At 59.8% G+C, this 23,335-nt stretch carries 18 protein-coding genes; 10 read left to right on the top strand and 8 right to left on the bottom strand.

What is annotated here, in order from left to right; translation table 11 throughout:
• The 6 genes from LAO21_21215 to LAO21_21240 all read right to left on the bottom strand — a co-directional run.
• The coding region (locus LAO21_21215; protein MBZ5555240.1) for a 2-dehydro-3-deoxyphosphogluconate aldolase at positions 1 to 277 on the bottom strand (277 nt) is incomplete at its 3' end.
• Between the two features lie 64 nt (positions 278 to 341).
• A complete protein-coding gene (kduD, locus tag LAO21_21220; protein MBZ5555241.1) occupies positions 342 to 1,100 on the bottom strand; it encodes a 2-dehydro-3-deoxy-D-gluconate 5-dehydrogenase KduD in 759 nt (252 codons plus the stop codon).
• Between the two features lie 96 nt (positions 1,101 to 1,196).
• The gene (locus LAO21_21225) at positions 1,197 to 1,994 is read right to left on the bottom strand and encodes a 5-deoxy-glucuronate isomerase (GenBank protein MBZ5555242.1); all 798 of its coding nucleotides are present in this window, start codon (positions 1,992 to 1,994) and stop codon (positions 1,197 to 1,199) included.
• 300 nt (positions 1,995 to 2,294) lie between these two features.
• Positions 2,295 to 5,861, bottom strand: coding sequence for a TonB-dependent receptor (locus LAO21_21230; protein MBZ5555243.1), 3,567 nt, complete (start codon positions 5,859 to 5,861; stop codon positions 2,295 to 2,297).
• 165 nt (positions 5,862 to 6,026) lie between these two features.
• Complete coding sequence (locus tag LAO21_21235) at positions 6,027 to 6,227, bottom strand: hypothetical protein (protein ID MBZ5555244.1); 201 nt, start codon at positions 6,225 to 6,227, stop codon at positions 6,027 to 6,029.
• A gap of 119 nt (positions 6,228 to 6,346) precedes the next feature.
• Positions 6,347 to 7,138, bottom strand: coding sequence for an IclR family transcriptional regulator (locus tag LAO21_21240; protein MBZ5555245.1), 792 nt, complete (start codon positions 7,136 to 7,138; stop codon positions 6,347 to 6,349).
• A gap of 308 nt (positions 7,139 to 7,446) precedes the next feature.
• On the opposite strand from LAO21_21240, the gene LAO21_21245 reads away from it, so the two are divergent.
• The 5 genes from LAO21_21245 (at position 7,447) to LAO21_21265 (ending at position 14,490) form a co-directional block, all read left to right on the top strand.
• Positions 7,447 to 8,781, top strand: a complete 1,335-nt coding sequence (locus LAO21_21245; protein ID MBZ5555246.1) for a tagaturonate epimerase family protein — start codon at positions 7,447 to 7,449, stop codon at positions 8,779 to 8,781.
• Positions 8,782 to 8,795: 14 nt separating this feature from the next.
• The gene (locus tag LAO21_21250) at positions 8,796 to 10,205 is read left to right on the top strand and encodes a glycoside hydrolase family 88 protein (GenBank protein ID MBZ5555247.1); all 1,410 of its coding nucleotides are present in this window, start codon (positions 8,796 to 8,798) and stop codon (positions 10,203 to 10,205) included.
• Between the two features lie 47 nt (positions 10,206 to 10,252).
• A complete protein-coding gene (locus LAO21_21255; protein ID MBZ5555248.1) occupies positions 10,253 to 11,425 on the top strand; it encodes a DUF4861 domain-containing protein in 1,173 nt (390 codons plus the stop codon).
• A gap of 219 nt (positions 11,426 to 11,644) precedes the next feature.
• Complete coding sequence (locus LAO21_21260; protein MBZ5555249.1) at positions 11,645 to 13,228, top strand: glycoside hydrolase family 28 protein; 1,584 nt, start codon at positions 11,645 to 11,647, stop codon at positions 13,226 to 13,228.
• Between the two features lie 5 nt (positions 13,229 to 13,233).
• Entirely contained in the window at positions 13,234 to 14,490 is a 1,257-nt protein-coding gene (locus tag LAO21_21265; GenBank protein ID MBZ5555250.1) for a glycoside hydrolase family 28 protein, read from the top strand.
• Positions 14,491 to 14,684: 194 nt separating this feature from the next.
• On the opposite strand, the gene LAO21_21270 is transcribed toward LAO21_21265, so the two are convergent.
• Together LAO21_21270 and LAO21_21275 are read right to left on the bottom strand one after the other, a co-directional pair.
• On the bottom strand, positions 14,685 to 15,914 hold the full coding sequence (locus tag LAO21_21270) for a hypothetical protein (GenBank protein MBZ5555251.1): 1,230 nt from the start codon (positions 15,912 to 15,914) through the stop codon (positions 14,685 to 14,687).
• Between the two features lie 51 nt (positions 15,915 to 15,965).
• Positions 15,966 to 16,718, bottom strand: coding sequence for a FadR family transcriptional regulator (locus LAO21_21275; GenBank protein MBZ5555252.1), 753 nt, complete (start codon positions 16,716 to 16,718; stop codon positions 15,966 to 15,968).
• A gap of 427 nt (positions 16,719 to 17,145) precedes the next feature.
• On the opposite strand from LAO21_21275, the gene LAO21_21280 reads away from it, so the two are divergent.
• The 5 genes from LAO21_21280 to LAO21_21300 all read left to right on the top strand — a co-directional run bounded on the left by LAO21_21280 (position 17,146) and on the right by LAO21_21300 (position 23,323).
• The gene (locus LAO21_21280; protein MBZ5555253.1) at positions 17,146 to 17,985 is read left to right on the top strand and encodes an SDR family oxidoreductase; all 840 of its coding nucleotides are present in this window, start codon (positions 17,146 to 17,148) and stop codon (positions 17,983 to 17,985) included.
• Positions 17,986 to 18,181: 196 nt separating this feature from the next.
• Complete coding sequence (locus LAO21_21285) at positions 18,182 to 19,072, top strand: HAD family hydrolase (GenBank protein ID MBZ5555254.1); 891 nt, start codon at positions 18,182 to 18,184, stop codon at positions 19,070 to 19,072.
• A gap of 160 nt (positions 19,073 to 19,232) precedes the next feature.
• Positions 19,233 to 20,501 (top strand): lactate racemase domain-containing protein, encoded by a 1,269-nt coding sequence (locus LAO21_21290; protein ID MBZ5555255.1) that lies wholly within the window; start codon positions 19,233 to 19,235, stop codon positions 20,499 to 20,501.
• A gap of 8 nt (positions 20,502 to 20,509) precedes the next feature.
• Positions 20,510 to 21,940 (top strand): NADP-dependent phosphogluconate dehydrogenase, encoded by a 1,431-nt coding sequence (gene gndA / locus LAO21_21295; protein ID MBZ5555256.1) that lies wholly within the window; start codon positions 20,510 to 20,512, stop codon positions 21,938 to 21,940.
• Positions 21,941 to 22,012: 72 nt separating this feature from the next.
• The gene (locus LAO21_21300) at positions 22,013 to 23,323 is read left to right on the top strand and encodes an MFS transporter (protein MBZ5555257.1); all 1,311 of its coding nucleotides are present in this window, start codon (positions 22,013 to 22,015) and stop codon (positions 23,321 to 23,323) included.
• Positions 23,324 to 23,335 lie beyond the last annotated feature (12 nt).

A 23,335-nucleotide genomic window follows, 5' to 3' on the forward strand; every position in this document is an offset into this window, starting at 1 on the left:
TCACCAGAAACTCCGCCCCCGCCTCCAGGCACCGCTGCGCCGTCGCTTCATCCAGCACCGTGCCCGCCCCCACCACCACGCTCGAATCCATGGTCCGGGCGATTTCCCGAATGACCCCGATCGCCCCCGGCACCGTCATCGTGATTTCCACGATCGGTATCCCTCCGAGAATGATCGCCTCCACCGCCATCATCGCCTGTTCCGCCGAGGCCCCCCGCACCACCGGGACGATCCCTACTTCCGTTATCAGCTCCCGCACTTCCTGCTTTGTCTTCATGCTGACCTTTCACACCGGAAGTAACTACCGGCAAACACACGGGTGACTACTGCTGTCCTCTCGTTCACCGCGACATCCATCCACCGTCCACAAGCAAAATGTGACCATGAACATAATCGCTGGCTGCGGAGCACAAGAAGACCGCCGCTCCGGCCAAATCCACCGGCTCGCCCCAACGTCCCGCCGGGATACGATCGAGGATTTGCCGCGCCCGATTCGGATCCTGCCGCAACGCCGCCGTGTTGTCGGTGGCCATGTAACCCGGCGCAATGGCGTTTACATTAATGCCTTTCGACGCCCACTCATTGGCAAATGCCCGGGTCAGCGCCGCCACCCCCGACTTGGCAGCGGCATACGAAGGCACCAACACGCCACCCTGGAAAGATAACAAGGAAGCAATATTGACGATCTTGCCTCTGCCTTGCTTCAGCATCTGCCGGGCGGCCAATTGCGAAAGACGGAACACCGAAGTGAGGTTCACCGCAATAACTTCGTCCCAGTATTCCTGCGGAAATTCGGCAGCCGGCGCGCGGCGGATTGTGCCTGCGTTATTCACCAGGATGTCTATGGAACCGAACTTTTGAATCGTCGTCTCGATCAACTCCGAGCACACCTTCTGGTCCGCCACATCTCCAGACATGAAGAAAGACTTCCGCCCTAGCCCTTGAATTTGTCGAGCGATGTCGTTGGGCTCAGGCGTGAGGCCATGACAGCCTACATTGGCGCCCGCCTCGGCGAGGCCCAGTGCAATGCCGGCACCCAGTCCCATTTGTGAGCCTGTGACCAGCGCATTCTTACCGTCCAGCCTAAACGCTTCGAGCATCATGCCTTACCTCACCATCCTCATCGGCCAATCCAAGCCGTAACTACAGGATTTGATTGGACCCAAGGAATGCGGCCTCCCTCATGTGCCCCCCCATTACTTTTTCCGGCCTGCCTCCAGACCCGAGCCCCCCTGATCGAACCCCGGCTGGACGTTGACGACACCAAACTGCCGATCCACCCCCTCGCGATGGGCCGCCATGGCCCACAGGAAGCAGATGCGATGTCCGGGCACCGAGACATTGGGGTGAAAACCGCTGGGCATGAGAACGGCATCGCCGTCCCGGACCACGGTCACCAGCTCCGGATACTCGGTGTTGTTGTAAACGAGTTGAATTCCAAAGGCCGGAGCCGGCATGTCAAAGTACACGTACATCTCTTCGAGCATGGCGGCGTGCTCGTGGGGAGGCCAACTGGTCCAGTTTCCCGGGTCAGACCACGTGAAACCGGCCACCAGCCGTCCCGCCTCCACATTCTTCGCAATACACATATGGAGATGACGCGAAGCCCCGGTCCCTGTGCCCGCAGTGAATACCTGGCTCGGATCCCGGGAGATCTCAGCGAAGCGAACGATCTGTAACGGATAGCGGTTCTTCACATCGGCCGAAAACTCTGCAATATCCACACCCTTCTGGCTTGACACCTCGATCGCGGAGTCTCGGGGGATGTAAATCGAGTCATACCGACCCAAGTCGATGCTCTGGCCGGCAATTTTCACGACCGCTTCACCCGAAAGCACAATGAAGCCCGTCTCGCGGTCGCCATTGGAGAAGGACACAGTCGGCGTCGAAGGGTTCAGAAGGATCCGTCCGTAAGCCAGATGCCGGTTCGTGCTGTTCTCCGGGGTCACCGAGATGAAGCGCCCGATGTGGACGTTGGTCTTGCGGAAGACCATCTTTTCAATGGCTACTCGTGATGGGCTGGTCATGGGAAATGTTCCTTTGGGGTGTTTGTCTTATGAATGCGCCGTTCGGAGGGTTCGGACAGCTCATCGCACACCTGCTGATGGCCCCGCGAGCAGAGCACCATTCACAGCGGCACAGCACGGTCCGGCACGGGGACTCTGCAATCCAGTGAAGCTTGACTCCGTGCGCTGAATTGACGCTTCTCATCTTGAATAACAAGGAATCTCTTTGCTGCTGAACAGAGAGCGTGGAGAGGTCCACGCTCTCTGGGCTTGCCGTTCGCAGCCTGGCTAGAATGTCAGCTTCAGGCCCGCCATGATCGTTCGCGCAAAAGCGGCCGTGTCTGAGACCCTGGCAAAATCCAGGTTGTAAGGATTTACCGCCGGGGTCCGGAAACTCGGCCGGTTGAAGGCGTTCAAGAATTCTGCGCGGAACTGGAGATTGACACCTTCATGGAGCTTAAATCTCTTGATCACGGAGAGGTCCCAATTATTGATGCCATCAAACCGAGCGCTACTCAGCCGGATGGGAAACGTATTGATTTGATACGTGGAGTTGGGCGCTTTGGTGGAGTCTGTCAAGAATCCGGCTGTATTGAACCACTGGGCGACGGTTGCCGGACCGCTACCGATATCCTTGAGGTCGCCGTTAAAGACGACGTTCCGGGTCGACCAGGTGATCGGCGCTCCCGACTGGAAGATGTAGACGGCCTGCACCTGCCATCCGCCTAAAACTCCGTCGGCCACCGCATTCATGTTTGATCCGATTCTTCGGCCTCGACCAAACGGGAGTTCATAGATACCGCTGGCCGAGAACCGGTGGGTGTGGTCCTGCGGCGAAACGCAATAGTACGGCAAAGGATCTCCGGAGTTCATGTAATCTATCGCGTCCATCGCCTTGGACCAGGTGTAAGAAAAGTGGGTCAGGACCCCTTGCTCAAAACGCTTGTCCAACTGCACCTGCATGGCGTGGTACTCTGAGTAGCCGTTGTTGTCATCGGCATAGATCGTCCCGAACTGCGGGAATGGCTTCAGCAGGTTCCCCCGCGTGATCTTGTTACTGGTGGCAACGGATCCGGGGAACAGCTTGTAGAACGGGTTCGCAATTTGGAACGAAAGGTAGTCGATCTTGGCTTGATCCCGGACGGTCGACGTCGAGAGGTACTGGTTGGGGATGGAATTGAGGTCCCGAGGAATAGCCCCTCCCGAGGTGGAGTTGCTGGATTGAAGATCGGTTCCGCGGTTCCCCACATAGGCGATTTCCATCACCATTTTGCCCGGGAGTTCCCGTTGGATCCCGATCTGCCAGCGCTGCATCTTAGGGGCACTCGGGTTGGGGTTGAAGAAGGAAATGTTGTTTCCGAGATCCGTCTCGACTCCCGCGGAAGAACCCTGGGAAGGCAACAGGCCCGTCGGGAAAGGATTGCTCAGAGTGGTGAAGGGAGCAAGGTTGTTGGGCGTGGGACTGAAGGCTGTGTCCCGCGCATAACCATTCTGAATGACATCGGTGCGTCGGACCCCCAGGCCGCCGAAGTAGATGCCATAGCCACCACGAATAACGGTCTTGTCGTTCCAGCTGTAGGCAAAACCGATGCGCGGCATGAAGTTGTTGGTATCCTTGTTCCACAGAGTACTCGGCTGGCCATTGACGCCGGCAAACATCAAGCCACCCAAAACCTTGAACTGGTCGGGAGTGAGCTCGGGGAATGGATTCTTCGCGTAGTTGGCGGCGTACGCGGCTTGAGCGGCTGCAGTCTCCGCGAGAACAGCGGTCTCGTCGAACCCGCTCACGCTGCGGTTGTAGCGTTCAGTGAGAGGGGTTTCCAATTCGTAACGAAGTCCCAGGGTGATATTCAACTTGGGAGTCACACGCCAGTTGTCCTGGAAGTAGAAACCATAGGCCAGGGACTGTTCGGCAAAATTGCTCACCAACCTGATCAAGCTGCCGCTGGAGCTGGGAATCCCGAGGAGAAACGCAGCCATCGCCTGCCCCATCGGAGCTTCCGTCGAGTTGTCGAGCGGCCCCCGGGTGAAGGTGCGGTCGAAGGTGTAGCTGCCGCTCATGTTGGTATTGATGTTGTAGCGGTTGTGCCGGTAAGCCCTGAATTCGGTCCCGAACTCGAACTGGTGCGCCCCATGGATCTTGGTGAGCGCCGCCACGAACGAGTGGGTATCCATATATCTTTGCTCACCGATACTTTGCGTGACCAGGCTGTCTACGCTGCCCGAATCACGAACCCTGAAGTACGGGAACATGCGCTGGTCCGGGCTGATGGCGTCGTTGAGCGCCGCCGGGAAACCCAGGGAAGTCAGGTCAAGACCAAAACCGCTTTGAGGAACGGTGAGACGGATGAAGCGGTTGTAGCCGTATCGAAGGTTCATGACCAGGGTGGGCGAGAACGTATAGACATCATCGACGGACCCGCCGCGGGAGAAGTAGTCCTGCTTCTGGCCGGTGGCGGCCGAGAGGTAGTAGTCCTTTGACAGACTGTCGCGCTTGTACCAATTTCCGCGCACAAAGATGCGGTGCCGGTCGCTGAAGTTGTGGTCGACCCGGAATACATGCGTGTAGTAATTGGTCGCCTCAGCCATGTTCGCCCGACAGAGGTTGTTTTGGTTGTCGGCGGTGCCGGTACAATTGGGCATGGGAACGAACCCGAGGACAGCCTTGGCAACCGGGTTGATCAATTCCGGCGGGATGATATTCCCCGGAAACGTATTGCTCTGATAACGTCCGTTGGGGAGCAGGACCCGCGAAAAAGGGTTGTAGATCTGGTACTTCGAACCCAGTGCCAACAGCTCGGAAAAGTCACCGTTGCGTTCCTTGGCGGATGGAACCGAGTAGGTGGCTGTGTCACCCCGCGGACGGGTGTCCAATAATCCTTCAAAGGCGTACATGAAGAACGTCTTGTCGTGCCCGTTGTAGAGCTTGGGGATGACCACGGGTCCGGTCAATGAAAAGCCGAAGCGGTCATACTTTTCATTGGGGCGGGGGATGCCCGTGCTGTTGGCCAGAAAGTCATTGGCCGTCATCCACGGAGCCATTTTGGTGTAGTAGGCCGTTCCATGCGGCGCGTTGCCGCCTGACTTGAGGCTGATGTTCACCAGCCCGCCCATCGTTTGTCCGGTCTTCGCATCGAAGGATGCCGTCTGCACCTTGAACTCGGCCACGGCGTCCGACGGTGGGACATAAGAGGCCGTGATCTGGCCGGGGTTGGCGGTGGCCGTGTTGGCCACCCCGTCGAGGGTCACATCGCTGGTGTTGGCCCGCGTCCCGCTCATCGAATAGGCGGTAATATGCGTCGGCTCGAAGGGCCGGTTCAACTTCTGGTCCCCGTCCATGTTCGTGCCGGGAGCAAGCCCGATGAGCAGGTAGGGGTTGCCGTGGGCGATGGGAAGCTCTGACAGCCGCTTCGAATCCACGATCAGGCCGGCTGACCCGTTCGTGACTTCGAGCAGCGGAGCTCCCGCCTCCACGATGATCGTCTCAGTCACCTTGCCGAGTTGCAGCGTCAGGTCGATCTGAAGACGATCGTTGACCCGAAGTTCGATGTTTTCCTGGACGAAGTGCTTGAAGCCCGGCATGTCGGCTTCCAGTCGGTATTTGCCGGCCTGGAGCAGCGGCGCAGCGTACTGCCCGCTCTCGTTCGTCGTCAATTTGACCGTCTGGCCGGTTTCGACGTTGCTGATCGAAACGGTGACGCCGGGCATGACCGCTCCCGTGATGTCCGCCACACGGCCGACAATCGTTCCCCTGAATTCCTGGCCGGCCATGGGGAGGGCGGTCAGGACAAGGATGATGAATCCGCATAGGAGCAGGCTTCCCGCGCTGAGCCCGCGCCGCCAGTTTGTACGCATGATAGCCTCCTTATACTTTCCCTTCGATTGTGATTTTGGTCCAGAATCGAGATTCGGTTCCTTGAGGCACCGCCGTGAACGGCCCGCTGGCGTGCCCATGGCTTTCACGACCCTTTCCACTCCTCGTTGCAAGGCCGTTGGGAGCCGGGACCCCTACCTGCTGAACTATAAAATCGATACTGCGGTGATCCTCTCGTTCCCGTGGAGTTTTGCCTGCAAGAAGGGCTGACGCAGGCCAAAGAAATGACGATGAATAGAAGGGAGGTTGAGCGCGCAGGGACTCCCGCCACCCGGGACATCCTTCAAGCCGTCCCTGGCCGGTTCCGTGGCCTTGCGGCCGTATCCTCTGAATGTATTTCTGATCACGACCAGGCAGCCTCCCCACCTGCGTGACCTTGCTCCGTGCCTGTTTCAATTACAGCGGTGATGCCTTGGGGCCCCCGTTCTCCGGCTGACGGCGCCGCGTCGGCGGAATGCGACGCTGTCTATCCGGCCTTTCGGGATGAACGGGTCTCCACGACTTGAAATCCGAGGATCCTGGAAACGCCACTGCAAGCCTCATTGATCGAGGCGGCGATATTCCTCTCCTTGCCGAGAATCCGGTGGACCGGCCCGGAGACGCTGATCGCGGCGACGGGCAGACCCTTGGCATCGAACACGGGCGCCCCGATGCAAGCCACCCCGGGCTCGTTTTCTTCGTTATCCATCGCGTAGCCGCGGCGGCGCACCACTTCGAGATCGTGCCGCAAGGTTTGCAGCTTGGACCGGGAGAGCGGGGCGACCATCGCGCGGGCCGGCGACGCGGGATCGTCAATGGGCAGGTAGGCCAGGATCGCCTTGCCCATCGACGTGATATGTATCGGCATGCGGCACCCCGGGGTCGCCGTCATGCGGAACGGCCGGGAGTTCTGGAGAATGTCGAGGTACAGCACCTCCCCGTTGTCGAGCACCCCCAGGTTGACGGTCTCGTTGAAGCGGTGGTGCAGCTCCAGCATGAACTCGTGGGCCACGTCCTTCAGCTCGCGGCGCACATTGGACGCCCGTTCGAAGAGCCTCATGCCCAGCGCGTAGCGCGCCCCGTCGGCGCTCCGTTCCACGTAGCCGCGCTCCGCCAGGGTGTAGAGCAGGCGGAAGGTGCGGCTCTTGTTCAAGCCGACCTGCTGGCTGATCTCGTTCAGCGTCAGCCCCTCGGCACTGTTAAAGGTTTCCAGGATGTCGAGCGCCTTGTCCACGGCCTCGACAACGTACTTTCCGGTGGTGGTTCGTGCGATTCTCATGTTTTACCTAATACAACGATGTTGTATTACGTGAATTATGCTGTCACGATTCGCAACCGCTGTCAAGCAAATTTCAGAGGGCGCGCCCGCCCCGTTTTCTTGATCCCTGTCTGCCTCGAACCGCCGCCCCGCTCTCACGGATCGCCGGGCGCCCGTGAAAAAGTGGGTTGACAAAGGATATCCAACCATGAAAAGATCGTTTTGTCAAATACAACGTCGTTGTATTTAATAAAACGACGAAGACTCCCCGATCACCGCGGCGAGGGACCGGCCCCACCTCCGGGAACCGCCGATGGAGGAACCGATCCATGACCCCAACCCGTCCGCAATCTCCGCTCGACCGTCCCTTTCTCCCTCTCGCCAAATACTCCTTCGGAGTCGGGGACCGCTTTGCCCGCCAGGCACGGGCGCAGCTGCGCGCCTGTGTGCTCGCCGCCCAGAACGGGTTCGAGATCATCCCGGTCTGGAACAAGTCCCACCGCGAGCACACGATCGTGGGTTCAAAGCCCGGCAGTGTGCGCGCCGCCGCCGAGGCGGCGGTCCGGGAACTCCGCTGGAGCCGACCGTTCCACGTGGATGCCGACCATATCACGCTGGAAACGGTGGAGGGGTTTCTGGACTCCAGCGACTACTATACCCTCGATGTCGCGGCCGCCATCGGCAAACCCGCGGCCGGCCACCAGGTGGACGGATTTTTGTCGAAGCACCCCGAGCTGGCGCAGCGCATTGCCCTGCCCCCTCCCGAGCCTCCCCTGGAGATCTCCCGGGCCGCCCTCACGCAGGTCGCGGGAAAGTACCTGTTCGCGGCCCAGGAAGCCGGCCGCCTCTACGGGCGCATCGCGGCCACGAAAAAACCGGACGGCTTCATCACGGAAGTTTCCATGGATGAAACCGACAGCCCGCAGACCCCGGCCGAGCTGCTCGTGATCCTCGCCGCCCTGGCGGATGAGGGGGTGCCCGTGCAGGCGGTTGCGCCCAAGTTCACCGGCCGATTCAACAAGGGCGTTGACTACGTGGGCAATCCCGCCCAGTTCGAAAAAGAATTCCGCAGCGACCTCGCCGTCGTCGCCCACGCCATCACCACTTATGGCCTCCCTTCCACGCTGAAGCTCAGCATCCACTCCGGGAGTGACAAGTTCTCGATCTACCCGGCCATGGCCCGCGCCCTCGCCGACACCGGGGCCGGGCTGCACGTGAAAACGGCCGGTACCACCTGGCTTGAGGAACTCATCGGGCTGGCGGAGGCGGGCGGCGACGGACTCGCCCTTGTCCGGGAGATCTACACGCAGGCTTACCGGCGCCGCGACGAGCTCTGCGCTCCCTATGCGACCGTCATTGACATTGACGCCGCGAAGCTCCCGCATCCCGACCGCGTCCAGTCGTGGTCTTCAGAGCAATACGCCAATGCCCTGCGCCACGATCAAACCTGCGCCGAATTCAACCCCAGCTTCCGCCAGGTGCTCCATGTCGGTTACAAGATTGCCGCACAGCTGGGACAGCGCTACCTGGATCTGCTGGACGCCTGCGAGGAGCCGATCGCCCGCAACGTCACCACGAACCTTTATGAACGGCATTTGAAACCGATCTTCCTGAGCGGGGCCGTCGGCCGTCGCGGGACGCTGACCAGCGGGGCCGGGAGATGAGGAGCGAGAGGAACATGCGTGTGCAACGAAGATCCCTGCTGAGGGGAGCGGTCGCGATGTTGCTGCTGACGGCGGTGATGTCCCCGGCCGCGTGGGCGCAATCCCCGCGGTCTGAAACCCGGGATCCGGGCAGACTCCAACCGGGCCGCAGCGACCCCTCTTTCTCTCAACCTTCGATCGCGCCGGGCGTTGACTACACGGTTCCGACAGAGGCGGACATCAAAGCCGTGCTGGACCGCATCCGGGCCTATTTTGTTCGCGCCACTCCATACCGCATCATCAATACGGACACGAATCAGCCCATCCCCGATCTGTCCCGTCCCATCAAGGCTGCAGGAATCGATCTCCGCGAGGGCGAGTTCATTGACTGGACCTACTCCATGGGTGTCGTCTTGGCCGGCATGCTCCAGGTGTCGGACGTCACCGGAGATTCCAGATACCAAGACTACACGCTCAGGAATTTCGACTTCATCTTCGACCATCTCGATTACTTCCGCCGCCAAGCCAGCGAGTTCGGGCCCCAGCGCCATGGCTATCGACGATTGCTGGACATGCACGAACTGGATGACTGCGGCGCGATCGGGGCCGCGCTCATCAAGGCGTACCGGAAGAAACCGGATCCGCGATACCGGACCACGATCGACCTCGTCGCCGAATTTATTTCGCACAAGCAAATGCGGATGAAGGATGGCACCGTCGCCCGTCCGCGCCCACAGCCGGTTTCGCTCTGGATCGACGACTTGTATATGAGTGTTCCCTTCCTCGTCCGGATGAGCGAGTTGACGGGAGACCGCGCGTACTTGGACGATGCCGCCAGACAGGTCATTCAAATGTCGGAGCGCCTGCAGAACCCGACCACGGGGTTGTATGACCATTCGTGGTTCGAGAATACCGCCTATGACCCGCATTTTTATTGGGGACGCGGTGCCGGCTGGGCGCTCATGGCCATGGCGGAACTCCTCAGCGTCCTGCCCGAGGACCACCCGGACCGCGCCCACGTCCTTGATATCTTCCAGCGTAGCGTGCAGGGAGTCGCCGCCGTCCAGAGCGGTAACGGCCTGTGGCACCAGTTGCTGGACAAGCCCGACAGCTATCTTGAAACTTCGGCCTCCGCCATGTTTACCTTCGCCATCGCGCGGGGCGTCAACCGCGGATGGCTGAGCCCGGTGTACGCCCCGGTGGCACAAACCGGATGGCAGGCCGTGGCCCAGCGGGTGCGGCAGGACGGTCGCATCGAGGGCATCTGCGTGGGAACGACCGCCGCCTACGACGCGGTCTACTATTGCAACCGTCCCACCGATCTCGGCGCCATGCAGGGATATGGGCCGGTCCTGATGGCCGGCGCTGAAGTCATCACGATGCTTCGCACCTTTGATATCGAGCGGACCTTGAACACCTTCCATTACCGGATGCGCAAACGATGATCCGGCTGACCGGCGCGTCCGGCCGAACGCCTTTCGAGGAGTAAAACATGATCCGGCTCCTTACCGCTTTCGTCATGGCCCTCGGGTTCTTCCTGCCGGCCGCCCCCGCGGTCCCGACTCTTCCGGGTGCCCTGGTGACCGTTCGCAATCCGATCGATCTCGATCGGCCCCATGAAACGATTGTGCTCCATGCCGCGGATTTGCGGCGGCTGCTCTCCGTTGAGGATCCCCGCCGCGTGCACGTCCTTGACGAACGGACCGGCCAGGAACTGCTCGCGCAGGCGGTCGACACCAATGACGACGGCCAGGTCGAAGAACTCATCTACCAGACGGACATCGGGCCCCTGGAAACCCGGAAATTCCAACTCAGTGTCGGCGACCGACAAGTCCCCCGCCGGGAAGACTTCAAAGCCTACGCCCGGTTTGTCCAGGAACGGCGCGATGATTTTGCCTGGGAGAATGATCGCATCGCCCACCGCATGTATGGCGCCGCGTTGGAAACCTGGGCGCAGGAACCGCTGACCAGCAGTGCCGTCGACGTCTGGTGTAAACGGGTGCGGCGGCTGATTATCAACGACTGGTACATGGTGGATGACTATCATCGCGATCATGGCGAGGGCGCCGACTTTTATTCTGCGGGCACAAGCCGGGGCTGCGGCGGCAATGGCCTGTGGGTGGCGGGACGGCTGTATCCCTCGGCCAACTTCCGGCATTCCCGTGTTTTTGCCAATGGTCCGATCCGCGTCATCTTCGAACTCACCTATGACGCGTGGGATGCGGGAGGCGTCCGGGTCTCCGAGGTCAAACGCATCATCCTGGACGCGGGACAGAATCTCAACCGCTTCGAGAGTCGCTACACGATCCACGGGGAGACTCAAAAACTGACTCACGCCATTGGCATAAAGAAGAATGCGGGCGCCGCCAGTTCCTTCAGCCGGGAACAAGGATCCCTTCGCACCTGGGAGCCGCTCAAAGAGGATGCCGGACAGCTCGGCTGCGGAGTCCTCATCAATCCCACCCAGATTGTGGAACGCGCTGAGGACAAGGGCAACTCCCTGGTCGTTGCCAGGGTCGCTCCGGAAATGACCGCTGCGTATTATGCTGGGTTCGGCTGGACGAAGAGCGGTGATTTCCTCACCGTCGAGGACTGGGATCGCTATCTTTCACAATTCGCCACCCGCCTTCGATCGCCCTTGAAAGTGACCGTGACGGCCCGGTGAAGGCCGATCCGATTGTGGATTGTGGATTTCGGAATAAAAGCGCGGCGGCACAGTCCCGGCCCGCATGGGTCTGCGTTACCTCTCTTTGGCGGGATGAATCCGCCCATGCAATCCAGCGTCCTTTGCCAGGTTTCCCGCTCAGGCGACAAACAACAACAAACCACCTTACAAGTACCTCCAGGAGGCGAGATGTCGAACCACCGTCCACGTCGCGACTTCATGAAGCATTTTGCCATCGGCGCGGCCTTGACCCTGCCCGCTGCCACCCTCTCCCCCGCGGCCGTTGCTGCCGTCAGCGCCCCCGGAGAGAAAGACAAGCACGCCGGTCCATTCTTCAATGCCCTCGAATTCGGCGCCGTGGGTGATGGGAAAACTCCTTGCACCAAGGCGCTCCAGAGAGCAGTGGATACTTGCGCCCAGGCCGGAGGCGGCAAGGTAATCATCCCCGCAGGCCGGTATCTCACCAGTGCCCTCTTTCTGAAAAGCAATGTTCACGTCGAGATCCTGGCCGGTGCGATCCTGCTCTTTACCACGGATTTCGACAGTGTCCCGACCATCCAGGGCCGCTGGGAAGGCATCGACCGATCGATATACGCATCCTTATTTACAGGCGCCGATCTGGAAAACGTATCCATCACCGGCCGCGGTACCCTCGATGGCCAGGGCGAGGCCTGGTGGAAGGCCTTTCGGATCGTCCGCGATCTCCGCCGGAAGATGGGACTTGACGACCGCGAGAGCGAGAATCCCCCCGGTTCTCTCCTCAAATGGGGCCGCCCGCGCATGATCAATCTCTATCGTTGTAAGAATGTACTGATCAGCGGCGTCACCCTCATCAATTCACCCTCCTGGAACATCCATCCGGTAATGTGCCAAAACGTTTGTATTGACGGGGTCACCATCCTCGCCCCCACCGACGGGCCCAACACCGATGGCATTGATCCGGACTCCTGCAAGGACGTGCGCATTGCGAACTGCACCATCAGCGTGGGTGACGATTGCATAATTATTAAATCCGGCTACCGCTACCAGGCACGGGGAGTCCCTTCTGAAAACATCACGGTGACCAACTGTGTATTTGGCACGGGGCACTGCGGGGTCGGGGTGGGCAGCGAAACGGCGGGTGGGGTGAAAAATGTAGCGATCAGCAATTGCGTGTGCGACGGCACGGAGCGCGGCCTTCGTTTCAAGACCGCCCGGGGTCGAGGGAACGTCGTGGAGAACGTGCGTGCCTCCAACGTGGTCATGCGCAATGTAGGCGAGGCCGTCACCGTGACGATGTTCTACACCGGAGGCGATCTGCACGCCGTTCAACCGGTAAACGAAGGGACGCCCACCTTCCGGAACTTTCACTTCAGCGAAATCACCGCGACCGGGGTCAAGCGGCCTGTCGTGATCGAAGGTCTTCCCGAGATGCCGATCCAGGAACTCAGCATCAGTAACATGGTGGTGGAAGACGCTGCGACGGGGATTGCTTGTACCAACGTCACCGGGTTGGCTGTCGACAATGTCCGGGTCAACGCTGCGAAGGGCCCGGCGTTCGCTGTGGACGGGGTACGCGAGATTGAAGTCTACCGCTTCACCACCCGCCAACCGAAGACAGGTCAGCCGGTCATCCGCTTTGAAAACGTGAATGATGCCGTATTGCATTCCTGCACCGCGGCCGAGGGCACGGGCACTTTCCTGGAATTGAAGGGAACCACAAATCGTGACGTCAGCTTGATGGGCAATCGCCTCACGCGGGCGGCGCGCGAAGTGGAATTCACCGCGGGGGCATCGGAGGCCGCGCTTTCCAGGCGTGCCTGAATCCCATGAACGCACGGTTTCCTGCCGCCATCGCCTTCGCCCTGGTTCTCGTCGCATCAGGATCGCATTGTGTGTGTGCCAGGAATCTCATTTGTGATCCAAGAGATCATGGCGCGCTCGCCGATGGCCAGTCGAAGGACACCCGGGCCATCCAGGCGGCCATCGACAAGTGTGCCGCCACAGGAAACGGCATTGTGCGCCTGTCCGCAGGCAAGTACCTGAGCGCTCCCCTTTTTCTCAAGTCAAAAGTGACTCTTAAGTTTGACTCCGGCGCCATCCTGATCGGCTCCCATGATACGGCCGACTATCAACCCATGCCGGGCCAGCCCGACACCGGTCGCAAAGTCCTGGCACTGATCAATGCCGTCGATGCCTCGGACTTTGCGATGGTAGGCCAAGGGACCATCGACGGGGACGGCAAATTCTGGTGGAAGAAGTACCCTGAGGCGGGGGACCGGCCCCGTCTGCTGTATTTCAACCGCTGCAAGCGCATCCGTGTGGAGGGGCTCACGCTTATGAATTCGCCCAGCTTTCATCTGGTGCCGGCCAACAGCGAAGACATCGTGATCGAAGGCCTGAAGATCCTCGCGCCCGCAGATTCCCCGAACACCGATGGAATTGATCCCAGCGCCTCACGCCGCGTCCGCATCAGACGGTGCCACATTGACGTGGGGGACGACAACATCGCTATCAAGTCCGGCCATCCCGACCGAAATCACCCCGGTGCGGCCGCGGCCGACATCCGGATTTCCGATTGTTATTTCGCCCACGGACACGGATTGTCCATCGGCAGCGAAACCAACGCCGGGGTCCGCAACGTGACGGTCCGCAATATTACCTTCAGCGGAACGGATAATGGAATCCGCATCAAATCTCCACGGGGTCGAGGTGGCGAGGTGTCCTTTATTCACTACTCCAACATTTCCATGCACAACGTCAGAAATGCCATCGTGATCACAGGTTATTACCCCGAGAGAACGATTCCGCCGCCCGGCAGCGATCCGGGTCAAAGGTTGACGGCGACGACTCCGAAGTTTCACCATGTGACCATTCGCCATTTGAAATCTGCGGAGGGAAAGAATGCTGGAAAGATCGTTGGGCTGCCGGAGAGCCGCCTGAGTAACATTGTACTCAAGGACGTCCGGATCTCTGCCGACAGTGGCTTGGTGGTTCGCAACGCCGAACTTCACATGAGGCAAGTCCGAATTACAGTGCGGAAGGGCGTGCCGATTGACGTGCAGGAAAATGCGCAGGTTTGGTAGCCTCGCCACGCTCTTTGTGGCGGGGGCCTTTCGTCGCCTCTCAGCATAAATCCGCAACGGCCGCTCAGCTCAACCAAAAGCCCCCGCCGGCACACAACGCCGGCGAGGCTACCCATGCATCGCATTCAGGAATGTCTTGGTAACCTCGCCACGCTCTTTGTGGCGGGGGCCTTTCGTCGTCTCGAGATAAGATTCTACTTGGTTCTTTTCGACTGGAGGGGTGACAGATCGGCGTTTCGCGTTCGAAGCGAGGCTGCGGAGGCATAGATCGCGGCGTCTTTCAACACGACTTCGACAGGGCGGCAAGGGCATCGTGCCTTGAACACAAGCGTATCCGTTCCGCTGCCGGAGGCGTAAACCGCCGGCCGGCCTGAGGCCAGCTTGAGGCGTGGTTGTCCTCGCACCGTGACACTCTCCTTGAACACAAGACGGAGCTGGTCAGGGTCTGTCTCAATCCGGGCGATCCCAGCGGGCGTCTCGCTCTCGGGATCCCAGCCCGAAAAGGTCCACGCGGCCGTTACCGCTGTTTTCACTTTTGCCGGGGACGTTTCGAGGTTGTCTCTGAGCCAGGCGTAATCAGGGGCCTTGTTTTCGGCGAAATAGACCCGTCCCTCTCCCCATTTCATCTCGTAATTGCGGGCAGGCTCACGGACGATCTGCCCGTCCGGCAGGAGCTTGTCTGAGATTGTATTTTCGATGAAGTACCACGCGGCGTCACGGAAGTAAGATCCGAGGCCGAAGGGCTTCGGGCCGTCAATCACGGACTGACGGATCACCATCCTATCGGTCTCGCGGAAGATGCCTTCATTGAAGAGGCAGTGTGGATCACCCAGGCACCAGAAGGTACAGTGGATGGCGTAAGTGGTTCCGCGCGGCACAATGATGTGGTAGGTGCCGGAGACATACACGTCATTCAAGTAGAATTCGCCGCGGGAGGTGAGGACCAGCGTATCGCCGCCATAGCCGACCACGTCGACCTTCGCGATGACGACCCGTCTGGCTCCTCCGATCGCCGAGAGCGCAGCGCCTTTGCCCCTTCCCTGATATGAATTCAAGACGGTCAAGTTCTCAATGACGAGGTCGCTTGCGTCCGCGATGATGACCGAGCATTGCTCTTCCTTGGATTGGCCCGGCTGGATGGGACAGGCGCTGGTATCGACTTCTGAAACGATCCGGGTCTTCTTGCGGTCCTCGCCACGAAGCGTCAGGAACGGTTTGTGAATTCGAACCAGTTCCCGGTAGGTTCCCTTCTTAAGAAAGATGACCGTGCGTTCACGGCTGCCTTCCGGCACCGAATCCACGGCCGCCTGGACCGTCCTGAAGTCACCGGACCCGTCGGCCGCGACCGTCAATTCACGGGCCTGGCCCCATGCAGGAGTCAGAAGGACTACGAGGGCGATGGTGGAAGCAATGCGGCATTTCATTCTTGGTTCTCCCGGGACTGCTCGAATCAAGCCAAGGGCAGGAAGGGATACTCAGGACTTTACTACGGCCACGGCCGAGTCTTCGGGACTCTCCACGACGGCGGGCTCGCCCGAGCGGGTCTCCTCGATCACCTGGGCATGCTCGGCCCGTTGCAGATGGTCGTTCATCATGCGGCGGGCACGTTCCGGATCGTGGACACGAATGGCCTTGTAAATGGCTCGGTGCTCCTCGGCCGATTCTCTGAGGTCGCTGGCGCGGCTGATCGTCTGCCGGCGCTGCTCACGGAACAGCTCCGACACCATGTTGACGAGCGCCGAAAGGATGGGATTGCCCGAAGCCGCCGCCACCGCGCGGTGGAAAAGGGCGTCGTGGAGGAGAAACGCCTGGGGATCGTCCAAAGACGCAAACATCCCCGTCGCTTCATCGCTGATCACGACAAGTTGTTCCGAACTGGCGCGTTCTGCCGCCAGCCCCGCGACCGACACTTCGAGCACTAATCGCGCCTCGAACATCTGGGCGGGAGTAAAGCCGTGCAACGCCGCAAGAAAACTCAGGGCATCGGTTGCGAGAACAGGCCGCCCCGATGTGATGAAGGAGCCGGACCCATGCCGAGTCTGAACCACTCCCATCGCGGCAAGCGACCGCAGGCCGGCTCGAAGACTCGCCCGGCTCACCCCCAGCAGGACGGCGAGATCCCGCTCCGCAGGGAGTCGATCCCCGGACCGGAGTTGCCCTTGCTCGATTAAGCCGCGCACATGGGCCACCACGAGCTGAGTCGCCGCAAAACCATCAGATTTGGTCATGATGCTCAATGCCCCCGCTCAAATCGGAATTCAGACTATGAGTCACTACAATTTGGTATGACCTCTTGCCAAGCACACAATTAACATATATTTCCAATTTTATCAATCAGAAAACTCGTAATATACAAATATCGTCATATATGTGTTGTTATTAAGACTTGACACCGCTTTTTCAAAATGGTATGAACATACATTATTTTTTGACTTGTGGTATGACCACTTATAGAATATTTCGTTTCAGTAGCTCAAAGCTTGGGATCTTAAATGAAAGTGGAATCGCACGAATTGGGGGGGCCTTTTTCCACACGCGACATCAGGATTACACGCCGCAAGAGATCGTCGTTGGCAGAGCAGCTTTAGGAAGACCGTCCTTCACATGGGTGACCAATCGATGAACACAACCACGGATGACGAAAAGATGGATGCGATGTCGATGACTACCGACAAGCTGACGCGAATTTACGATTTTACAGGACAGACGGTGGTCATCACAGGCGGCGCGGGCGTGCTGGGGAGCGAAATCGCCTGTGCGCTGGCTGGTTGCGGCGCTCAATTAGCCATCCTGGACCAGCGACTTGAACCGGGCCCGGCCCTCCTGAAGCGCATGGGAAAGCACGCGAGCAATGCTCAACTGTTTGCAGGCGACGTCCTGAACATCGAGAGCTTGCGCCAGGTGGCCGGTGAGGTCCTGGCGCGGTTTGGCAGGGTGGACTGCTTGCTCAACGCCGCCGGCGGCAACAAACCGCAGGCCACGACAAGTCCCGATCTGAAATTCTTCGATCTTCCGACCGAAGCGCTGCGTGGCGTCTTCGACTTGAACCTTCTTGGAACAATCCTCCCGTGTCAGGTCTTCGGCAAGGTGATGGCAGAGCAGGGCGGTGGCATCATCCTGAATATCTCCTCGATGAACGCCTTCCGGCCGCTGACACGCATTCCCGCGTATTCCGCTGCAAAGGCCGGTGTGAGCAACTTTACACAGTGGCTCGCGGTCCACATGGCACAGGAATATTCACCAAACATTCGCGTCAATGCAATCGCACCGGGTTTTTTCCTGACCGACCAAAACCGGTTCCTGCTAAAGGACCGGGAAACGGGTGAATGGACGCCTCGGGGCAAGTCGATTCTTGCTCATACGCCCATGGCGCGTCTCGGGAATCCGGAAGATTTACTCGGCGCCGTGTTGTGGCTGCTTTCGCCGGCATCGGCGTTTGTAACCGGCACGGTCGTGCCGATTGATGGAGGCTTCTCCGCTTACAGCGGCGTCTAATTGTCCCCAGGCGGGACGGGTGAGTCAGGGGCGGTCCGCCACAACGGCTCGCGCTCCCCCGCCCGCGGGGGGAAGAGCCGCCGTACAGAACGGCCTGACCGCAGCGCAGGCCTTGACCAGAAAAAACCCGAGTCACTGCGGGACCACTCGATCAGGGCGGCAAGCCCTAATCCCCACTTCAAGGAGAGATCACCCTATGAGCACCTGCACCGCGCCGGCACTGGCCGAACTCAAGGCGCAGCATGAGTTCTTCGTCGGCATCGACTCCGACGGTTGCGCCTTTGACAGCATGGAGATCAAACAGAAGGAGTGCTTCTGTCCCAACACCATCAAGTACTGGAATCTGCAGGCCGTCTCAAAATACGCGCGCGAAACCGCCGAGTTTGTCAATCTCTACTCGAAGTGGCGCGGTACCAACCGCTGGCCGGCCCTCGTGATGGTTTTCGATTTGTTGACCCGACGGCCCGAAGTCGCCGCACGCAAGGTCGAAATTCCGAAGGCTCCCCGGGTGCGTGAGTTTATCGAATCGGGCAAGCCGCTCAGCAATGACGGACTCAAGGAGTATATGGCCGGTCATCCCGATCCGGAGCTGGCGCGCGCCATGGAATGGAGCCTGGCGGTCAACAAGAGCATTTCCGACATCGTGTTCGGGTTGCCGCCCTTCCCTTACGTTCGAGAGAGCCTGGAACTCCTTGCGACGCGGACCGACAGCATCGTCGTCTCGCAGACCCCCACCGAGGCGCTCGTGCGTGAATGGGAAGAGCACGACATTGCGAGATACGTGCGCGTCATCGCGGGCCAGGAAATGGGCACAAAAAAACAGCACCTGAAGATGGCGACTGCCGGAAAGTATGCGTTCAACCACATGCTGATGATCGGGGACGCCTTCGGCGACCTGGAAGCAGCCCGCGGGAGCGGCGCCCTTTTCTTCCCCATCAACCCCGGACACGAAGAGGAATCCTGGAGGCGCTTCTTTCAGGAAGGCATAGACAAGTTCCTGTCCGGCACGTTCAGCGGGGCCTACGAAGAAGAATTGTTAGCGGATTTTATGCGGCTGTTACCCGCTACTCCGCCATGGAAGTGCTGAGCACAGCAAAGACCCCGAGGGAACTGCAAAAACCTTTATGAGGAAACCAGGAACCCAGGGATTCAAGGAGCGATGGATTGGGTGCATACCTCCTTGTTTCCTGGATTCCTAATGCAAAGAGTGGTGGGTTTCACGCTGTCCTGGCAAAGGAAGACAGAATATGACCATTGGTAAGGGTTTCACCGACCGATACCTCAATAATGACCAGATCGGCGAAATTATCGCCGAAGCGTTGGCCACGGTCTCGGTCGAAGGCAAGCGTGTTCTCATCATCATCCCAGACGGCACGCGCTCAATGCCGATGCCTGTCATGTTCACCTGGTTCCAGCAGATCCTCAAGCCGCGGGTCAAGGCGCTGGACTACCTGGTGGCCCTCGGCACACACCCCCCGATGAGTGATGCCCAGTTGACGCGACTGGTGGGGCACGCGGTCGTTGACGGCAAAGTTGGCGAAACTCACATCTTCAACCACCACTGGGAAAACCCCGCCAACTTCGTTTCCCTGGGAACGATTCCCGCCCGGGAGATCGAGCAGATTACCGGGGGCCTGATGTCCCAGGACGTGCCGGTGACGCTCAACAAGCTGATTCTCGAGTATGATCATCTCTTCATCTGCGGCCCGGTTTTCCCGCACGAGGTGGTCGGGTTCTCCGGCGGCAACAAGTACTTTTTCCCCGGCATTGCGGGACCCGAGATCATCAACTTCACCCACTGGCTCGGTGCGGTGATCACCAACTACGATGTCATCGGCGCCGGATACACCCCGGTCCGGGCAGTCATCGATCGCGCGGCCGCGTTCATTCCCCGGCCGGCAGCATGCTTTGCGCTTGTCGTCACTCATGAGGGCCTCGCCGGGCTGTATTTCGGCTCGCCGCCGGAGGCATGGACCGCGGCCTCCAGGCTTTCGGCCGAGAAACATATCATCTATGTGGACCAACCTTTTCGGCGCGTGCTCTCGGTGATGCCGGAGATGTACGACGACCTCTGGACGGCGGCGAAGGGGATGTACAAGATGGAGCCCGCGGTCGCGGATGGCGGCGAGGTGGTCATCTACGGCCCGCACCTGAGCGAGGTCAGCTACACTCATGGAAAGCTGATCGACGAGATCGGTTACCACTGCCGCGATTACTTCATCAAGCAGTGGGAGCGTTTCCACCACTATCCCGGGGGCGTGCTGGCACACTCGACGCACGTCAAAGGCCTGGGCACTTACGATTCCGCAACCGGCATTGAATCCCCGCGTATCCGTGTGACACTGGCCACGGGAATTCCCGAGGAGCGATGCCATCGCATCAACCTGGGCTATCTCAATCCGGCATCCATCAAAATCGATGAATGGCGCGGCCGTGAACAGGAAGGGGTTTACGTGGTGCCGCGCGCCGGAGAGGTTCTGTACCGGCTCAAGAAGAAGACCGCCATCGCGGGTTAGGAGATGAGATGGAGTACAAAATCGGAGTGGTCGGACTCGGCGTCATGGGGGCCAATCTGGCGCTCAACATGGAACGCAATGGTTTTCCGGTCATCGGTTATGACCTGGATGCGGCCAAGATGCGCGCCTTCCTCGAGGGCCCGGCGAAAGGGAAAAGGATTGCCGGTGCGGACTCTCCCGCCGATTTGATGAAGGCACTGGAAAAACCGCGCCGGATTCTCATTATGGTGCCGGCCGGTTCGCCTGTCGACAGTGCCATCGCCCATCTGAAACCGCACCTGGACACGGGAGACATCCTGATGGACGGCGGAAATTCCTTCTTCCTCGATACCGAGCGCCGCAACAAGGAACTCGAAGCCCAGGGCTTCCTGTACATCGGAACCGGCGTGTCCGGGGGAGAAGAAGGCGCGCTGTGGGGACCCGCTATTATGCCGGGTGGACAACACGAGGCATGGGAAGCGGTCTCTCCGATCCTCCGCGCCATGGCGGCCCGCGCCGACGATGGCCAACCCTGCGTGGAATACATGGGACCACGCGGGGCCGGACACTTCGTCAAAATGGTGCACAATGGGATTGAGTATGGCGATATGCAACTGATCGCCGAGGCCTACGACTTGTTGCACCGGGGCCTGGGCCTTGCGGCCGATGAACTTCATGACATTTTCAGTGAATGGAACCAGCGCGAGTTAAAATCCTACTTGATTGAAATCACTGCCGCCATCTTCGAAAAGCAGGACACGGAAACGGGGAAGCCCCTGGTGGATGTCATTCTGGACGAGGCCCAGCAGAAGGGCACCGGGAAGTGGGCCAGCCAGAACGCGTTTGACATCGGCGCCCCGATCCCCACCATCAACGCGGCCGTCGAGAGCCGAATCCTATCGGCCCTCAAGCCCCAGCGCGTCGCTGCAAGCCAAGTGCTCCGGGGACCGGTACCCGCCTACGCCGGCGATGTACGGCGGCTGATCGAGGCCGTCGAAGCGGCGCTGTACGCGAGCAAGATTACTTCTTACGCGCAGGGTTGTGCCCTGATGAGTCTCGCTTCCGAGGAGTACAAGTTTGAACTTCACCTCGCTGACATCGCCAAGATCTGGCGCGCGGGATGCATCATCCGGGCCAGCCTCCTCGGCGACATCATGGCGGCCTATCACCACAATCCCGCCCTCGTGAACTTACTGCTGGACCCCGCGTTCCGCGAGGCGGTCGAAAGTCGTCAGGACGCTTGGCGTTTCGTAGTGCAGACGGCGGTCGGCATGGGTCTACCCGTCTTGGCGATGAGTGCCTCCCTGGCGTATTTCGACGCCTATCGCAGTGCCCGCTTGCCGGCCAATCTAACCCAGGCCCAGCGCGATTATTTCGGGGCCCACACCTACCGTCGCATTGACAAGGATGGGGTGTTCCACACCGAATGGACATCAACAACACAGGTGCAGACGAATTGACTTGCGGTCCTGTCCCTCGGAACGGAGTCCTTGTCCTGAATTAATGCGGAATCCAGAAAGGATGGCAGGTCAATGGCGAGTGAACATTCAGCGGTCGCGGAGGAGCCGGTGACGACACCGGCGGCTGTGGCGGCCTCCGGCCATTTCCGGTGGGCCATCTGCGCTTTATTGTTTTTTGCCGCCACCGTCAATTATGTTGACCGCCAGGTCATCGGCCTGTTGAAGCCCACCTTGCAGGCCCAGATGCATTGGAGCGAAATCGATTACAGCAACATCATCTTCATGTTTCAGCTGGCCTACGCGGCGGGTCTCCTGGTAGTGGGTCGCGTCATGGACTGGCTGGGCACGCGCAAGGGCTTTTCACTGGCGGTCTTCCTGTGGAGCCTTGCCGCGATGGCCCACGCCCTGGCGAGTTCGGTGTTCGGTTTTGGCGCCGCGCGCTTCGCACTGGGGATCGGTGAGTCGGGAAGCTTCCCGGCCTCCATCAAGACCGTCGCCGAGTGGTTTCCGAAAAAAGAACGGGCGCTGGCAACCGGCATTTTCAACTCCGGCACCAATGTCGGCGCCATCGTGACCCCGCTCGTCATCCCCTGGCTCACCTACAGGTATGGATGGCAGGGGGCATTTATTGCCACCGGGGCGCTCGGCTTCGTGTGGCTCATTCTCTGGATCGCCTTCTACCACCATCCCGATGAACACCGGGGCGTGACGGCGGCTGAGTTGGCCTATATCCGTAGCGATCCCGCCGAAAAGACAACTCCCATCCGATGGAAGCGGCTCGTTTCTCACCGCCAGATGTGGGCGTTTGCCATCGGCAAGTTTCTGACGGACCCGATCTGGTGGCTTTACCTTTTCTGGGTCCCGGATTTTCTTAATAGAAACTTTAAGGTCAACTTGCTGGGGATGATCGTGCCGCTTCTGGTAATCTATAACGCCGCGACCATCGGCAGTATCTTTGGCGGCTGGCTCTCGGGGGCATTGATCAAGCGAGGTTGGACTCTCAATGCGGGTCGAAAAACGGCCATGCTGGTGTGTGCGCTTGCGGTGGTGCCCATCGTGTTCGCTTCTCGGACTCCCAACCTGTATGTAGCCGTCGCGCTCGTCAGCCTCGCGGCGGCGGCTCATCAGGGATGGTCCGCAAATATCTTCACGATCGCCTCCGACATGTTCCCGCGTCGCGCCATCGGCTCGGTGGTGGGCTTTGGAGGCATGGCCGGGGCGGTGGGCGGCATGTTGATCGCAAAAATCGTCGGCTACGTGCTCCAATGGACCGGGTCTTATCTCCCCGTCTTCATCATCGCGGGATCGGCCTATCTGGTGGCTCTCCTGGTCATCCAACTCCTGGCCCCGCGACTGGCGCCGGCTTCAATGGAGGCCGAGTAGGACCATTACTTT

The sequence above is a fragment of the Terriglobia bacterium genome (genome assembly GCA_020073085.1).
Lineage (GTDB): Bacteria > Acidobacteriota > Terriglobia > JAIQFV01 > JAIQFV01 > JAIQFV01.